Origin of the sequence: Bradyrhizobium sp. F1.4.3, assembly GCF_040548375.1 — a bacterium.
Lineage (GTDB): Bacteria > Pseudomonadota > Alphaproteobacteria > Rhizobiales > Xanthobacteraceae > Bradyrhizobium.
On sequence record NZ_JBEPRN010000015.1, the window covers coordinates 62,811 to 78,089 of the forward strand.

The 15,279-nt window shown below is 64.0% G+C and carries 18 protein-coding genes; 10 read left to right on the top strand and 8 right to left on the bottom strand.

Translation table 11 applies throughout. From position 1 onward, the window contains the following. Position 1 precedes the first annotated feature (1 nt). The 3 genes from ABIB73_RS29215 to ABIB73_RS29225 all read right to left on the bottom strand — a co-directional run bounded on the left by ABIB73_RS29215 (position 2) and on the right by ABIB73_RS29225 (position 3,539). Positions 2-997, bottom strand: a complete 996-nt coding sequence (locus ABIB73_RS29215) for a polysaccharide deacetylase family protein (RefSeq protein WP_354229665.1) — start codon at positions 995-997, stop codon at positions 2-4. A gap of 164 nt (positions 998-1,161) precedes the next feature. After that, positions 1,162-1,731: a glutathione peroxidase gene (locus ABIB73_RS29220; protein WP_354229667.1), complete on the bottom strand. Its 570-nt coding sequence runs from the start codon at positions 1,729-1,731 to the stop codon at positions 1,162-1,164. An 89-nt stretch (positions 1,732-1,820) separates the two neighbouring features. Further along, positions 1,821-3,539 carry a L,D-transpeptidase gene (locus ABIB73_RS29225; RefSeq protein ID WP_354229669.1) on the bottom strand — a complete coding sequence of 573 codons (1,719 nt, stop codon included), beginning with the start codon at positions 3,537-3,539 and terminating at the stop codon, positions 1,821-1,823. Positions 3,540-3,747: 208 nt separating this feature from the next. On the opposite strand from ABIB73_RS29225, the gene ABIB73_RS29230 reads away from it, so the two are divergent. After that, a complete protein-coding gene (locus ABIB73_RS29230) occupies positions 3,748-4,293 on the top strand; it encodes a CreA family protein (RefSeq protein ID WP_354229670.1) in 546 nt (181 codons plus the stop codon). 11 nt (positions 4,294-4,304) lie between these two features. On the opposite strand, the gene ABIB73_RS29235 is transcribed toward ABIB73_RS29230, so the two are convergent. Beyond that, the gene (locus ABIB73_RS29235; protein WP_354229672.1) at positions 4,305-4,514 is read right to left on the bottom strand and encodes a hypothetical protein; all 210 of its coding nucleotides are present in this window, start codon (positions 4,512-4,514) and stop codon (positions 4,305-4,307) included. 420 nt (positions 4,515-4,934) lie between these two features. Here ABIB73_RS29235 and ABIB73_RS29240 point away from each other — a divergent pair, with 420 nt between their 5' ends. Next, a complete protein-coding gene (locus ABIB73_RS29240; protein WP_354229674.1) occupies positions 4,935-5,099 on the top strand; it encodes a hypothetical protein in 165 nt (54 codons plus the stop codon). Between the two features lie 34 nt (positions 5,100-5,133). Continuing rightward, complete coding sequence (locus ABIB73_RS29245) at positions 5,134-5,505, top strand: hypothetical protein (RefSeq protein ID WP_354229676.1); 372 nt, start codon at positions 5,134-5,136, stop codon at positions 5,503-5,505. 6 nt (positions 5,506-5,511) lie between these two features. Here ABIB73_RS29245 and ABIB73_RS29250 read toward each other — a convergent pair whose 3' ends face one another. Both ABIB73_RS29250 and pdxR read right to left on the bottom strand, forming a co-directional pair. Continuing rightward, positions 5,512-5,757 (bottom strand): DUF6719 family protein, encoded by a 246-nt coding sequence (locus ABIB73_RS29250; RefSeq protein WP_354229678.1) that lies wholly within the window; start codon positions 5,755-5,757, stop codon positions 5,512-5,514. A gap of 67 nt (positions 5,758-5,824) precedes the next feature. Then, complete coding sequence (gene pdxR / locus ABIB73_RS29255) at positions 5,825-7,297, bottom strand: MocR-like pyridoxine biosynthesis transcription factor PdxR (RefSeq protein ID WP_354229680.1); 1,473 nt, start codon at positions 7,295-7,297, stop codon at positions 5,825-5,827. A gap of 76 nt (positions 7,298-7,373) precedes the next feature. Here pdxR and ABIB73_RS29260 point away from each other — a divergent pair, with 76 nt between their 5' ends. The 5 genes from ABIB73_RS29260 to kynU all read left to right on the top strand — a co-directional run bounded on the left by ABIB73_RS29260 (position 7,374) and on the right by kynU (position 12,621). Next, the gene (locus ABIB73_RS29260) at positions 7,374-8,099 is read left to right on the top strand and encodes a pyridoxamine 5'-phosphate oxidase family protein (RefSeq protein WP_354229682.1); all 726 of its coding nucleotides are present in this window, start codon (positions 7,374-7,376) and stop codon (positions 8,097-8,099) included. A 55-nt stretch (positions 8,100-8,154) separates the two neighbouring features. After that, on the top strand, positions 8,155-9,432 hold the full coding sequence (locus ABIB73_RS29265) for an ArgE/DapE family deacylase (protein ID WP_354229684.1): 1,278 nt from the start codon (positions 8,155-8,157) through the stop codon (positions 9,430-9,432). A gap of 293 nt (positions 9,433-9,725) precedes the next feature. Further along, positions 9,726-10,535, top strand: coding sequence for a hormone-sensitive lipase (locus tag ABIB73_RS29270; protein WP_354229686.1), 810 nt, complete (start codon positions 9,726-9,728; stop codon positions 10,533-10,535). A gap of 35 nt (positions 10,536-10,570) precedes the next feature. Continuing rightward, the gene (kynA, locus tag ABIB73_RS29275; protein WP_354229688.1) at positions 10,571-11,410 is read left to right on the top strand and encodes a tryptophan 2,3-dioxygenase; all 840 of its coding nucleotides are present in this window, start codon (positions 10,571-10,573) and stop codon (positions 11,408-11,410) included. Between the two features lie 8 nt (positions 11,411-11,418). Continuing rightward, a complete protein-coding gene (gene kynU, locus ABIB73_RS29280; RefSeq protein WP_354229690.1) occupies positions 11,419-12,621 on the top strand; it encodes a kynureninase in 1,203 nt (400 codons plus the stop codon). Between the two features lie 186 nt (positions 12,622-12,807). Here kynU and ABIB73_RS29285 read toward each other — a convergent pair whose 3' ends face one another. Further along, complete coding sequence (locus ABIB73_RS29285) at positions 12,808-13,596, bottom strand: cobalamin-binding protein (protein WP_354229692.1); 789 nt, start codon at positions 13,594-13,596, stop codon at positions 12,808-12,810. Between the two features lie 119 nt (positions 13,597-13,715). Here ABIB73_RS29285 and ABIB73_RS29290 point away from each other — a divergent pair, with 119 nt between their 5' ends. Together ABIB73_RS29290 and ABIB73_RS29295 are read left to right on the top strand one after the other, a co-directional pair. Then, positions 13,716-14,117 (top strand): PaaI family thioesterase, encoded by a 402-nt coding sequence (locus tag ABIB73_RS29290; RefSeq protein ID WP_354229694.1) that lies wholly within the window; start codon positions 13,716-13,718, stop codon positions 14,115-14,117. Positions 14,118-14,285: 168 nt separating this feature from the next. Beyond that, positions 14,286-14,897: a GNAT family N-acetyltransferase gene (locus ABIB73_RS29295; RefSeq protein WP_354229855.1), complete on the top strand. Its 612-nt coding sequence runs from the start codon at positions 14,286-14,288 to the stop codon at positions 14,895-14,897. A 62-nt stretch (positions 14,898-14,959) separates the two neighbouring features. On the opposite strand, the gene ABIB73_RS29300 is transcribed toward ABIB73_RS29295, so the two are convergent. Next, complete coding sequence (locus ABIB73_RS29300; RefSeq protein WP_234682621.1) at positions 14,960-15,265, bottom strand: hypothetical protein; 306 nt, start codon at positions 15,263-15,265, stop codon at positions 14,960-14,962. Positions 15,266-15,279 lie beyond the last annotated feature (14 nt).

A 15,279-nucleotide genomic window follows, 5' to 3' on the forward strand; every position in this document is an offset into this window, starting at 1 on the left:
GCTATTCGGAAACCGTCGTCACAACCGAATTGACCGGCCGCGTGCTCACCGTCGGCAGCTTGACGTCCTTGAGCAGCTCCTGGTCGTATTCGGGCAGCGTCGAGACCGGAGCCTTGGCGCGCATCGCCACCACCTTGAAGCCGCCGGCCTTGAGGCGGTTCAACAGCTCGGGCAGGGCTTCGGCGGTGTGCTTCTGGAAGTCGTGCATCAGGATGATGCCCTTGCCGAGCTTGTCGAGCTTCTTCATCACGGTGTCGATGACCTTCTCCGGCTTGGAGGCCTTGAAGTCGAAGGAGTCGAGGTCGCAGGAGAAGATCGCGATGTTGCGGTTGCCGAGATAGGTGACCATCTCGGGCGGATGCTGGAGCGCCGGGAAGCGGAAGAACGGCGAGGGCGAGATGCCGCCGAGCGCCCATTTCACCGCGGAAAAGCCCTTCTCGATCTCGTCCTTCCTCTGCTGCTCGGTGAGCTTCTTGTTGTTGAGATTGGCGTGCGACCAGGTGTGCGCGCCGATGGTGTGGCCGGCCGCGTAGACCTGCTTCAGGATTTCCGGCTCGTAGGTCGAATGCAGGCCGATCGGGAAGAAGATGCCGGTGGTGCACTGATCGGCCAGCGCCTTGAGCACGGCAGGCGTATTGCGCGGCCACGGGCCGTCGTCGAAGGTCAGGACCACCTCGTGGTCGCGCAGGAAGTCGAGCTCCTTGAAATGCTCGAAGCCGAAGCCCGGACCGCCTGTGGTGTCGATCTCGACGGTGCGGGCTACGCCAAGTGCGTTCGGATTGTTGCAGGCGGCGCGTGCTGGCTGCGGCGCTTGTTGCGGCGGAGGCGGATTGGCGACCGCAGCCCGCGGCGCCGGTGCCGGAGCGGCGGCTGGCGTTGCAGCCGGTGCGGCCTGCGTGGCAGCTGCGGGTTTCGCGGCCGGCGTCTGCGACCATGCTGCGCCTGCCATGGCCAGAGACATCGCGCTTGCCAAAATCAGTCCTGTCGCCACACGCATGGTGTTGTCCTCGAGATTGATCCCGTTGTTCTGCCGTGGCTTTTCGCCTCCGGCAAAACCATCCTGCCCCTGATCATCCTAGCCTAGATGGTGCCCCATCGCCATTGCAACGGCTGTTTGGCGCTTCGCCACAATTGTGCCCAAGCCTGTTGGGGCGCGAAGCGTCAACTGTCGGCGAGAGACCTCGCAATCGCAGTCTTGATCCGGGTGTCGGAAGGTTCGACGGCGGACGGAAAAACCTCGGCGATATAGCCGTCGCGGCCGATCAGGTATTTGTGGAAGTTCCACTTCGGAACCTCCTTCGGCCGCGCTTCGGCGGCCCATTTGTAGAACGGGTGTGCCTTCGCCCCGACCACGACGGCCTTGGCGGCGATCGGGAAGGTAACGCCGTATTGGTGCTGCGCGGTCTCCGAAATCTCGCTGGCGCCGCCGGGCTCCTGGCCGCCGAAATCGTTGGAAGGCACGCCGATGACAGTGAGCCCGCGCTGGCGAAACTCGCCCCAGAGCTCTTGCAGGCCTGCATATTGCGGAGTGTAGCCGCAGAGCGAAGCGGTGTTCACGATCAGCAGTGGTTTGCCGGTGAAGGCGGCAAGCCGAATGTCATCGCCGGACAGAGCTGGAAATGAGAAGGCATAGGCTGGGATGCGGCTCATGCCGCCGTCGGCCAGCGCGCGCGTCACCATTGTCGCCGTCGCAGCAAGCGCGGTCGCGAGCATGGTTCTGCGGTTCAGCATGGCGACGTCCCCCGACACGATCCGGGACGCACTCTACTCCGCCAATGCGATAGGCCTGCTCAACACCGCGTTATCTGACGCGGCGTAATTCAGTACAGGCGGACGATGAAATCGGTGCCTTCGCCGGTCTCGCCCTGGTTGATGCCCTGGTCGGAAACGATGACCGAGCCGCCGGTGGTCAGCATCTCGTTGATCTTCGCCATGGTGTCGGCGGGGATCGAGATGCGGTCCAGCGCCTCGGCCGGGCTGTCCGGCGTGATGACAGGCCTTGCGGCGACCGGGATCACGGCGGCGCCGCGCTGACGGCGCGTCATGCGGCCGCCGTCCTCACGTGCGGCGGAGCGGACCGCGACAGGCAGCGACAGCACCGACCAATGCAGCACGTTGGAGTCGGTCTTGTCGACCTCGGCGGTGAAGACGTGGGTGCCGAGCGGCCGTTCGCTTGCGGCGATCGTCACGGACACCTCGAACAGCGGCGCAAAGTTCTGCCGCACGTAGAGCTTGGAATCCTTGCGGCTGATGAACACCGCGATCTGGCCGGCGCGTTTCGGCAGGTCCGGCTTGGCGGCCGGCGCGGGATCAGCGACGTGGGTCTGGTCCTTCTTCGCGTCCGGCGAAGTGGTTTGCGCGGGTGCCGTTGCCGCCGCGTCGGGTTTTTTCTCGGTTTCTGCCGCCTCGGCCTTGGCGGGTTCGGATTTCGCCGGTTCGGACTTTGCCGCTTCCGTCTTCGGAGTATCGGCCGGCTCCGATTTGGCAGCCTCGACCTTCTCGGCGGGCTTCTCGTCCGTGGTCGCCTTGGGAGCTTCCGCGGCTTCGAAGGGTTTCGCTTCGGTGTTCGCGGCGTCGGCGGGCTTGGCGCCCTCATCCGTCTTCGCCGTCGCGTCGGGCTGCTTCGCCGGCTCGGAGGCCTCCGCGGTCTTTGCGGGCGCCGGTGCAGCGGCTTCGTCGCGGACCGTCGCATTGCCCGTCGTCACGTCGGACATCATGGTATGGCCGACCGTCGAGCGCAACTTGAACACGCCTTCCGCGCTGGCGGTCTTTGTTTCAAAAGACTTGGTTTCGACCGGCTTTGCTTCAGTGACCTTGGTTTCGGGCGCGGCCTTGTCAGCCTTGTCGCCAACTGTCGTCGCCGGTTCGAGGCTGGCCGCCGGCTGCGGTGGCACGCGCAGCGAGGCGAGCATCGGGTGGGAGAAGCTTTGCGGCGTCATCTGGCCGGGCGTGACGATCACGCGTGCGCCCATCTTGGTCCAGTTCCACATCTTCACCGCGAACGCCATCGGCATGCGGATGCAGCCATGCGAGGCCGGATAGCCCGGCAGCACGCCGGCATGCATGGCGATGCCGGACCAGGTGATCCGCTGCATGTACGGCATCGGCGCGCCGCTATAGATGTTGGAGTGGTGGAATTTGTGCTTCTGAATGACGCTGAACACGCCCATCGGCGTCGAATGGCCCTTCATGCCGGTCGAGACCGGAGCCTCGGCGAATACGCCGTTGGAGTCGAAGATCGTTACCTTCTGCCGGTCGATCGAGACGACGATGATGAGAGGGCCTCGAGGCTTCGCGCCGGTTTCCTTTTCGACAACGACGTCTTTCTTGCCGGCCGCGCCGTGCTTCTGCGGCTTCTGTCGCGGCTCCTCGGGACGTCGCTCTTGCCGGCCGTAGGACCCGTCGGAATAATCCGACCAATAATAAAACGCTGCTTCCGCCTGACTGGTCGCGCCGATCGCACCTGCCGCCGTCAAAATGGCGACCTGCCACAGGCGTGCCGGCGTGGCAGAAAAACGGGACTCGTTCACGCTATTCATTCCTCGAATCCACAATCCAAATCAGACGTTAGTCTCGCAGAGGGGATACGCGTTCACCAGCACGGCAGTTCTGCCATCAGCTACATTTGTCCAATCCGTAGCAAAAAAGCCTCACGGAGCGGTAAACGGCGGTCGCGGTTGGCTGTTCGTCGCCTTCCTGAGCGGCGTTCGCATACTTACATTGCGGGACTTGCTACCGGAGAACTTCATGTCATCTCGTTTCGCCGGTTTTTCCGGCATCCGCTTGAAAGACTTCGCTTTATTCCTCGTGTTACTGGTGGTTCCGGCGGCGTCCGCCTCAGCTGCCGACGAGCCGGATCTGATCTTCCGCCGCTCCACCGTGTTCAAATGGGTCAGCCCGAACGACAAGCTCGCGACCTACGGCCTCGACGATCCCGAGGTCGAGGGTGTGGCCTGTCATTTCACCGTGCCGGAGAAGGGCGGTTTCAAAGGCTGGCTGGGTCTTGCCGAGGAGGTCTCGGACGTCTCGCTGGCCTGCCGCCAGGTCGGGCCGATCAAGTTCAAGGACAAGATGGAGCAGGGCGACGACATGTTCCGCAAGCGCCGCTCGCTGTTCTTCAAGAAGATGCAGATCGTGCGTGGCTGCGACGCCAAGCGCAACGTGCTGGTCTACATGGTCTATTCGGACAAGCTGATCGAGGGATCGCCGAAGAACTCGACCTCGACCGTACCGATCATGCCGTGGGGTGCGACGGATAATATCCAGAAGTGCGGCGACTTCTTCACTCAGTGACGCGCTTGCGTTCACTCAGTGACGCGTTCGCGGCTGATGCGCGGTTTTGCAAGATGTGAGCCGGTCAGCCGCACGAACGCCTGCGGTGCGGCCTCGTAGCCGCGGCTCGATTGCAGCGCCATCGCACCAGACGAATCGGCGCGGCGGCGCATGGATTGTTGATCGGCGCGGTCGGTCGATTGGGCCGCGTCGCGCGCCGTTGCGCGATCTTGCGCCATCATGATGGCCATCCCTCACGTGAAAGCGCCCGGTGGTGATCCGGGCTTCTCGGTTTCGATGGCTTGGGTCGCAGCCGACGCGCCCCCGGTTCGACAGGGCCCAGCCTTCGCTTGGGCTTCTCTTCAGCAGGAAAACGTAAAATGCATGTGAAGCGGATGAGGCGCGCGCATGACAGTGCCCTGCACGCGGCACGCTTTTGAGCGCGAACGGAGCTTGCCAGGCTACTTTGAGCCGTGGTGCGACCAACCTGAAATGATTGGCGTTTTCCGCCGAATGTTTCGTCAGCACGGGCGCGACGAAACAATTCTCGCAAAGATGAAACCATTTTCGGCTTTTGGCGCATCACGGAAGAAACCGCGCATGGTTATCAGCGTCACAACGACGACGGCGCACCGCCTGCCACGGAAACCGGAGACAAGTCCATGCGCTCGCTCAGCTTCATCCTTGCTTTCGGGTTCGTGCTGGCTGGCTTCTCGCTTGCAGGGGCGCCCGACGGCAATCTGCCGGGTGTCGGCACCTTCCAGTACAGCGGCTCGCCGGTGACCATCGCGGCGCCGCAGCCGATCGTCGTCGCCGCGCGCTTCTGATCGCCAACAAGAAAATCAGCCGGCAAGGGCCATCATGATAGTTCGTCTCTGCGCCGCAGCGTTCATTTCCCTTCTGACGATCAGCTCCGCCCAGGCACAGGTGCGCTCTCCGCCCAGGCTGCCGGATCCCCGGACCGAGTTCGTGCGCCAATGTGCGCCGCGCATGCTTGGCCGCTGGGAACATCCGGAAGAGGTGTGTGGCTGCCTGCATGATCATGCCGCAGCGGTGGTCGAAGATCGTGATCTGCGCGAGGCGCTGTTGCGTGGCATCAGCGAGACCGGTGTGCCAACGATCGAGACCGAATGGGTGCCGGCCGCAAAACAGAACGAGATCGGCCCGACCTTCACCAAGATCGCCAAGCCGACCTTGCAGTGCATGTTCGACCCGGCGAAGCAGGGCTATTAGCTCAGCTCATTTCGATTTCGGACCGAACCGCTGCACGCAGGTGCTCGTCCGCAAGATACCTTTGTCGGTCATCTTCGCGCCGCGGACTTCCTTGACCTGTCCGGCCGGGCAAGTTCCATCATCCACCTGCACACGCTGGCCGAGCTTGAGATCGACGATGTCCTGCTCGCGCCCGACTGTGCCTGCGCGCGCCGTCGTGGCGAGCGCGATGGCGATCAGGAGCGAAAAGCAAGTCGCGCGGCGCAGCAGCATGATGTGAGATCCCGGCATCGATGCCGCAATGTAGGGAGCGGCGGGCGATTCTGATAGTGAACCTTCGTCACGCGCGTCGCATCGACTTGCCTTTTGCGCGCAAGGCAGCGTGCGCTTCGCGTGCGAGCCTTTCGGCAGATGTGACGAGCTGCGGAACCGCGTGCCCGGAAAATCCCAGCACGAAGCCCGGCAGGGGACGTGTTCGCGCATAGGTATCGGCCAACAGCCAGCCTTCCGCGCCGGCCGCCTGTTTCGCCTCGGCCGCGACCGCAGGGGCAACCGACGGATCGAACTGCGCGACCAGGTGCAGGCCCTGCGACGGCACCGGCACCGACAGCGCGCCATCTGAAGCCGCTTCCAGCGTCTCGGCCAGCGCATCGCGCGCTTCACGGTAGAGCTTTCGCACCCGCTTCAGGTTGGCGGCGAAGGCACCGGAATTGAGCATGTCGGCCACAGCACCTTCCATCAGCGTTCCGGGAAAGCGGTCGAGCGCGGCGCGGGCGGCGGTCACGTCGGCGATCAACCGCTCGGGCAGGGCGCAATAACCGATACGCAGGCCCGGAAACAGCGTCTTGGCGAAGGTACCCATGTAGATCACGCGCTGGAGGTGATCGATGCCGGCGAGCGACATCAGCGGTGCGCCGTCATAGCGGAACTCGCTGTCGTAATCGTCCTCGAACACGAAGGCGCCGGCCCGCTTGGCCCAGTCCAGCAGCTCGAGCCGCCGCGGCATCGACATCTGCACGCCCAGCGGAAACTGATGCGACGGCGTCACGTAAGCCGCGCGCGCGGACGGCGCAGCGGCGCGGCCCTTGGCGACGTGCAGGCCATTTGCGTCGACGGGGACGGGCACGGTGCGATAGCCGCATTGCGCAATGGTCCTGCGCGCGATCGGATAGCCGGGATCCTCGCACCAGACCTGATCGTTCGGCTTCAGGATCGAGCCGAGCACGATGCGGAGCGTGTGCAGCGTGCCGGAGGTGAGCATGATCTGGTCGGGGTCGCAGCGTAGCCCCCGCGCCGACAACAGGTGATCGGCGATCGCGACGCGCAGCTCGCGGCTGCCGCGGGGATCGCCGTAGTGGAGATGCTCGGCGCCGAAGGCACGCAGGCGCCGGCCGACGAAGGCGCGAAAACGCTGCACCGCGCGCTCGTCGATATGGGTGCAGCCGAGCGAGAGCGCGCCCTGTCGCGGCGCCTCGATCACGGCCTTCGGCTTTTTGGACGCGGTGGCGCGCGCCGGGATGCGTGCGGCGACGAAGGTGCCGGAGCCCACGGTGGCTTGCGCAAACCCGTCGGCGATCAGGCGTTCATAGGCGGTGACGACGGCATTGCGTCGAAAGCCGGTTTGCTTCGCCATGATGCGCGACGGCGGCAGCGGCTCGCCCGGCTTCACCAGACCGCCGACGATCATCTCGCACAGCGCCTGGTAAAGCCGGTGCGCCGCCGACGCCCCGGCTGTGACGTGCGGGCCGGTCAGGTCGAGCGGCAGCTCGGCCTTGGCTGGCGAGGGGACAGAATTGGTCGGAATTTTTTGCATGGAATTGGCACTATCGCAGACCAAATCCGCCGCTACAACTGGTCTTGGAATTCTTCCAATCCCGACAGGAGCGGCCGTGAGCCAAGCTGAGACTTCAAATTCCTATCCGACGACGGCGCGCAACCAGGTGAAGCGCCGCCACGATCGCGGCTTCTATGACCACGACACCGTTCATCGCATCCTGGATTCCTCGATGCTCTGCCACGTCTCCTATGTGATCGACGGCCAGCCCTATTGCACGCCGACCTTCTTCTGGCGCGAGGGGACGAAACTCTACTGGCATGGTTCGAGCGCCAGCCGCATGCTGCGCAGCCAGACCAAGGGCGAGCGGGTGTGCCTGACGGTCGCCCATCTCGATAGCCTCGTGCTGGCGCGCTGCGGCTTCAATCACTCCGCCGACTACCGCGCAGTGATGGCGTTCGGCACCGCCTATCTCGTCACCGATTCCGAGGAGAAGGAGCGCGCGGTGATCGCGATGGTCGACCGCTTCTTCCCGGATCGTACCGCAGGCCTGCGCCAGAGGAACACGCAGGAGATCAAGGCGACCTCCTTCATTGCGATGGAGATCGAGCAAGCGTCGGCAAAAGTCCGCGCCAAGGGTGTTGCCGATGATGACGAAGACTATGAGTTGCCGATTTATGCCGAGCGCATCCCCGTGCGCACCGTGCTCGGCGCGCCCGAGCCGTGCCCGCGCCTGCTCGATGGCGTGACGCGGCCTGCGACATTGGATGGCTATTCGGAAGGCCGACTGCTCGAAGATGCATTGCGGGAAGCTTATTTTGTGGAGTACCCGAATGGCTGAAATCGGCTAGCTTGCGCTCCATCGATGATCTGAACGTCCCGATTGGAGTAGCCTGATGAATGCCGACACGCAGCAGAGGATTCTTGACGCCGTCGATGCCGGCTTCGAAGCCCAGCTGGCGACCACAATTGATTTCGTCGCGATCCCCTCGACCCGCGGGGCGGAGGGGCCGTGCCAGGACATGATCGGCGACCTCCTGCGCGAACGCGGCTACGAGGTCGACGACTGGCACATCAATGTCGAAGATCTCAAGGATCTGCGTGGCTTCGGCCCGATCGAGCACGATTTCTCCAGGGCGCGCTCGGTGGTGGGGACCTATCGTCCGCAGACCAATGCCGGCAAATCGCTGATCCTTCAGGGTCACTGCGACGTCGTGCCGGCGGGACCGCTGGAATTGTGGGACACGCCGCCGTTCTCGCCTGTCATCAAGGGGGGCAAGATGTTCGGCCGCGGCGCCTGCGACATGAAGTCCGGTACCATCGGCGCGCTCTCGGCGCTGGATGCGATCAAGGCCGCCGGCCTCAAGCCGACGGCGCGAATCCACTTCCAGTCCGTCATCGAGGAGGAGAGCACCGGCGTCGGTGCGCTCTCGACGTTGCAGCGCGGCTATCGCGCCGACGCCTGTTTCATTCCCGAGCCGACCGCCGGCAAAATGGTGCGCTCGCAGGTCGGCGTGATCTGGTTTCGCCTGCGCGTGAAGGGACACCCGACCCACGTCGCCTTCGCCGGCTCAGGCTCCAATGCGATCATGGCGGCCTATCATCTCGTCCATGCCCTGCAAAAACTCGAGATCGAGTGGAACGAGCGCGCGAAAGCCGATCGTCATTTCAAGACACTCAACCATCCCATCAACTTCAATCCCGGCATCATCAAGGGCGGCGACTGGGCCTCAAGCGTTCCGGCGTGGTGCGACGTCGATTGCCGCATCGCGGTCCTGCCGGGCTGGTCGGTGGCTGATCACCAGAAGGAAATTCTGGCCTGCGTCGCGGCCGCCTCACGCAACCACCGCTTCCTCGCCAACAATCCGCCGGAGATCGAATGGTCGGGCTTCTTGTCGGAAGGCTACGAGCTGACCGACTCCGCCGCGCCAGAAGCCGCGTTCGGCAAGGCCTTCACCAACGTCTATGGCGGCGCGGTCGAAGACCTCGTATTCACCGCGCTCACGGACACCCGCTTCTACGGCCTCAACTACGGCATCCCCAGCCTCTGCTTCGGCGCAAGTGGCGGCGAGATGCACGGCTTCAACGAATTCGTCGAACTGGAGTCGCTGAAGAAGACGACGAAGGCGATGGCGCTGTTCATCGCGGAGTGGTGCGGAGTGGAGAGGGTGTAGGTTGCTTGCGTCCCGGACGCGGCGCAGCGCGAAGCGGTGCACCGCAGAGCCGGGACCCATGTCGCCGCATTTGCTGGACCCCGGTTCAGCAGCGCATCGTTGCACGCTGCGCTGCGCCCGGGGAACGCAACATGGATCGTCCCGTTGCCCAATCCACCGGCTCTCCCAGATACTTTAAGCTTAAAATAAAGACTAGGATGCCGGCCGCGCCGGTGGCAGACTAGCGCCCGACCTGTCCGCCGTAGCTCGAAGGGCGAAGGCGGATCGCGGGGCGAGTCCGTCAGGGAGGAACGATGCGCGATTGGGATGACGCTTACGCCAATTCGGCCCATATCCCGGGCTCGGACAAGATGCCGGCGCTGTGGGCGGAGCGGGCGGCGGCGTACCGCGCCGCGCTGAAGGATTTTCGTCCCGACATCGCCTATGGCTCCAGCGAGCGTCAGCGCCTCGACCTGATCCTGCCCGACGGCGACAGCAAGGGCCTCGTCGTGTTCGTCCATGGCGGCTACTGGATGCGCTTCGACAGGTCGACCTGGACCGATCTTGCCGAAGGCGCGCGGCAGCACGGCTGGACGGTGGCGCTGCCGAGCTACACGCTGACGCCGGCCGCGCGCATCTCCGACATCACCACTGAGATCACGGCCGCGACCGCCAAGGCGGCCTCGCTCGTCGCAGGGCCGATCCGGCTTGCCGGCCACTCCGCCGGCGGCCATCTCGTCACGCGCATGCTGTGCGACGACAGCCGGCTCGAGCCCGCCGTCTTCAACCGTATCGCCGGCACCCTCTCGATCAGCGGCCTGCACGATCTGCGTCCGCTGCTGAAGACCAAGATGAACGAGACGCTGCGGATGACAATGGAGGAGGCGACGCTCGAGAGCGCGGCGTTGCATCTGCCGCGCGGCCATTCGCCGGTCACGGCCTGGGTCGGCGGCAGCGAGCGGCCCGAGTTCATCCGACAATCCGACCTGATGGCCAATGTCTGGACCGGTTTTGATGTGCCGACGCGCCTCGTCGTCGATCCCGGGCTCAACCACTTTACGGTCATCGACGCGCTGAAGGATCCGTCGTCGCAGATCACCGCGCGACTGATCGGCCTCGACTGAACGAAGCCAGGGATGATCGATCGAAAGGGCCTGCCATGACGTCCAGCGATTACGATCCCACCAAAGAAGGCGCCGAGACCGATTTCGCCCGGCAGATGTCCTACGGCGACTATCTGGCGCTGGACGCGATCCTCGGCGCGCAGCATCCGCTGTCCGAAGCGCATGACGAGATGCTGTTTATCATCCAGCATCAGACCACCGAACTGTGGATGCGGCTTGCCATCCACGAGCTCAGCGCGGCGCGCCGCGCGATCGCCAAGGACGAGGTGGCCCCGGCCATGAAGATGCTGGCGCGGATGTCGCGCATCTTCGAGCAGCTCAACAGTGCCTGGGACGTGCTGCGCACCATGACCCCGAGCGAATATACGCGCTTCCGCTCAAAGCTCGGCCAGTCCTCCGGCTTCCAGTCGCGCCAGTACCGGTTGATCGAATATCTGCTCGGCAACCGCAATCACACCATGCTGAAGCCGCATGCGCACGATTCCGAGGTGACGAAGCTGTTGGAGGCCGAGCTTGCGACGCCCAGCCTCTATGACGAAGTGTTGCGGCTCGCCGATCGCAACGGGCTCAAGATGCCGGCCGCGGTACTGGCGCGCGACGTCCGTGAGACGCACAGTTTCAACGAGGGCGTGTTGCAGGCCTGGCGCGAAGTATACGAGGCGCCGGAGACGCATTGGATGCTCTACGAACTCGCCGAGAAACTGGTCGACTTCGAGGATTATTTCCGCCGCTGGCGCTTCAACCATGTCACGACGGTCGAGCGCGTCATCGGCTTCAAGCGCGGCACCGGCGGCACCGGCGGCGTCAGCTATCTCAAGCGGATGCTCGAGGTCGAGCTGTTCCCCGAGCTCTGGCGCGTGCGCACGATTCTATAGAGATGGTCATGACCAAGCTTCGCGTCTATGACGACACCAAGGCCTTGTTTCATCTGCCTGAGGGCGTGATCTATCTCGACGGCAATTCGCTCGGTGCACTGCCGTTTGGTGTTGCCGAGCGCGTCAACGGCGTCATCGAGACCGAATGGGGCAATGAGCTGATACGCGCCTGGAACACCGCGGGATGGTACGTGCAACCCCGTCACGTCGGCGACCGCATCGCGCGGCTGATCGGCGCGGAAGCCGGCTCGGTGATGATAGGCGATACGCTGTCGCTAAAGGTCTATCAGGCGCTTGCGGCTGCGCTCGACATGAACGGGACGCGTAAGGTCATCCTGTCGGACACCGGCAATTTCCCGACCGACCTCTACATGGCCGAGGGCCTGATCGCGACGCTCGGGCGCGGCCATCAATTGCGTCTGGTGGCGCCGGAGGAGATCGAGACCGCATTGTCGGAGGAGGTTGCCGTCCTCTACATCACCGAGGTCGATTACCGCACCGGCCGCCGCCATGACATGGCGAAGCTGACGGCGAAAGCGCATGCGCTCGGCATCGTCGCCGTCTGGGATCTCGCCCATTCCGCCGGCGCGCTGCCGGTCGATCTCGCAGGCTGCGGCGTCGATTTCGCCGCCGGCTGCACCTACAAATATCTCAATGCCGGCCCCGGCGCGCCGGCGTTTCTCTACGTCGCACCGCGCCACGCTGACAGTGCGCGCGCCGCATTGTCGGGATGGATGGGTCACGCAAAGCCGTTCACGTTCGATCTCGGCTATCAGCCGGCCGGCGGTATCGAACGCATGCGCGTCGGCACGCCCCCTGTGTTGGCGATGGCCGCACTGGAAGCCTCGCTCGACATCTGGGACCGCGTCGATATGACCGAAGTCCGCGTACGCTCGCTGGCGCTCGGGGATCTCCTAATTGCAGAGGTCGAGCGCCGCTGCTCATCCCTGAAGCTGGTGACACCACGCGCGCACCAACGCCGCGGCTCGCAAGTTTCCTTTGCCTTCGACGGCGGTTACGCCGCCATGCAGGCGCTGATCGCCCGCGGCGTCATCGGCGATTTCCGCGCACCCGACATCATGCGGTTCGGCATCACGCCGCTGTATATCGGCGAAGGCGAGATCGTGCGAGCGGCCGAGATCATCGAAGACGTGATCGCAGGAGAAGTGTGGCGGCGACCGGAATATCAGGTCGTCAATGCGGTGACGTGAGAAGCTGTCACCGTCACCCTGAGGTGCGAGCTCAGCGGTGCAATCGCGCCAGTGGGTGAGCCTCGAAGGGCGACGGCCCGGCTGCATCGGGGCCGTTCATCCTTCGAGGCTCCCTGCACGGTGCTTTGCACCACGCAGCTCGCACCTCAGGATGACGGGGCTAGGAAGACGATGTCTGCTGCAAGTTCAAGCGTGCTCGCCCCACAATGCCGTCACGATCGCATCCAGCCCATCCGTCAGCGCCGCAGGTCCAGGCTGCAGGATGATCGGTGACTTGATCTCGACGATGCGGTTGTCGCGCACGGCGGGAATCTCGCTCCAGCCGTCACGCTCCCTGATGCGGGCGGACACAACCTTCTTGCCGCACCATGACGCGAGGATCACGTCCGGTGCTGCCTTGCGCACCGCGTCCGCCGACACGATGCGATCCTTTGCCGCCTGCCGGTGTCGCAGCTCCGGAAACACGTCCTCGCCGCCGGCAATCTCGATGAGCTCGGACACCCAGCCGATGCCCGAGATGAGCGGATCGTCCCATTCCTCGAAATAGACTTTTGGCCGCAGCGAGGGACGGGGTGTTGCCGCAATCGCCGCGAGCCGCTGCTCGAAACCATGCGCGAGTTCCTCCGAACGCTCAGCCGCGCCGACCAGTGCGCCGAGTGTGCGGATCATCGCCAAAATCCCGGCGACGTCGCGCTGGTTGAAGACGTGGACATCGATGCCTGCGCGGACGAGGTCGGCAACAATCCCGGCCTGGAGATCGGAGAAGGCCAGCACCAGGTCCGGTTCCAGCGCCAGGATCTTTGGGATGTCTGCCGAAACGAAGGCTGACACCCGCGGCTTCTCGCGGCGGACCTGAGGTGGGCGCACCGCATAACCGGAGACGCCGACGACGCGGTCCTGCTCGCCGAGCAGATAGAGCGTCTCGACCGTCTCCTCGGTCAGGCAGACGATACGGCGGGGCGGGAAGTGGCGCATGACACGAGCATATGCGCAAATATCGGCGCGAATGTCAGCAGCGCCATGACCTTGGACGTCATTGCTTTGCCGCACGGGGCAATTCACCTTGAGAACAGAACTAATTGGGAGGAAATCCGATGACGCCGCTTGAGAAACTTAAAGCGATGAAGATGCCGTTCGCCGAGCTCAAGGGCGTCGAGTTCGTCGAAGCCGAGAAGGATCGCGTGGTGGCGCGGATGACGGTCAGGCCCGATCTCTGCACGCTTCATCACACCATCCATGGCGGTGCGCTGATGGCATTGGCTGATTCCGTTGGCGCAGCGGCGACCGTGATCAACCTGCCCGAGGACGCCAAGGGCACGACCACACTGGAGAGCAAGACCAATTTCATCGGTGGGGCCAAGGAGGGAACAACGGTCGTCGCCACCGCCACCCCGGTCCATCGGGGCCGCCGGACCCAGGTCTGGACCACCCGGCTGGAAACCGAGGATGGCAAGCTGGTCGCCGTGGTAACCCAGACCCAGCTCGTCCTCGTATGACTACGGTGCTTTGATTTTGTTAACGAATTAGTCGCCTCCGGTGCCCGAAACTTGGGCAGGTTCCCGTCTTGAAAAGTATGGTGCGATGCACAATATAGGAGGCCTAGGGATTCGAACGCCTCCTCGAGGGAGACCAAGAGGAGTTTTGACTTGTCACGCGAAGTAGACTTGGCACTTGCAGACACCACCCGCACGAGGTCCGTTCCAGGCTATGTGCGGACCTTGAGCCAGCAGGAAGAATTGCCGCTTCTGCGCGATCACCTGCTCAGGCTCGATGCCGAAAGCCGGCATGACCGCTTTAACGGTTTTCTCGACGACAGTTTTATCGAGCGTTACGCCGCCCGCTGTGCCGAGGACGGCACCGTGATCGTCGCCTATATCGTCGATGGCGTGGTCCGCGGTGCGGCCGAGCTGCATCCGCCGGAAGACGATTCGCTGCCTGAGGTGGCCTTCAGTGTGGAGGCCTCAGCGCGCCGCCAGAACGTCGGTACCGTGCTGTTTAGCCGTCTGATCGCGGAGGCGCGTTGGAAGGGCTTCAAGCGCCTGCGCATCACCACAGGCGCTGAGAATTACGCGATGCGTGCGCTCGCCAAGAAGTTCGGCGCGAATCTGCAATTCCGTCACGGCGAATCGACCGGCACGATCGACCTCGGCAAGACGCCCGAAGCCGAGCTTGCCGATCTGGCGGCGGCGCCATTCACGGCGGGCCGCGCCTTGCTCAGCTTCAACTCGACCTGTTGGAAGCTGATCTCAAGCATGTACGGCAACCGCGCCGCCTGACTGGAATCAAAAAGCGGACAGGCGAAGCCGGTCCGCTTTGATATCAGCGTTAAATAGAGCGCTCAGGTGCCGGTGCGCTTGTCGTTGCCGAAGCGCCGGACGACACGGCGTTCGACCACGATTGAGCGCTGCGCGCCCTGCTCGCCGGCGATCACGCGGGTGGCGGTGATACGGCTGTTGGTGCGCGCCTGCTTCTTGACCTCGGCCTGAACGACATCAAGCGGCATCCCCATCAGCGAGGCGGCGATCTCGGCCTGCTGCTCCTGATCGTCAGTGATACCGACGGCCGCGAAGATCGCCTCGTCCAGGGTGGGCGGATCGTGGCGCACGCGCCGCGTGCCGTACTTGGTATTCCAATCTGCGCTCATAATGGCCTCGTTTC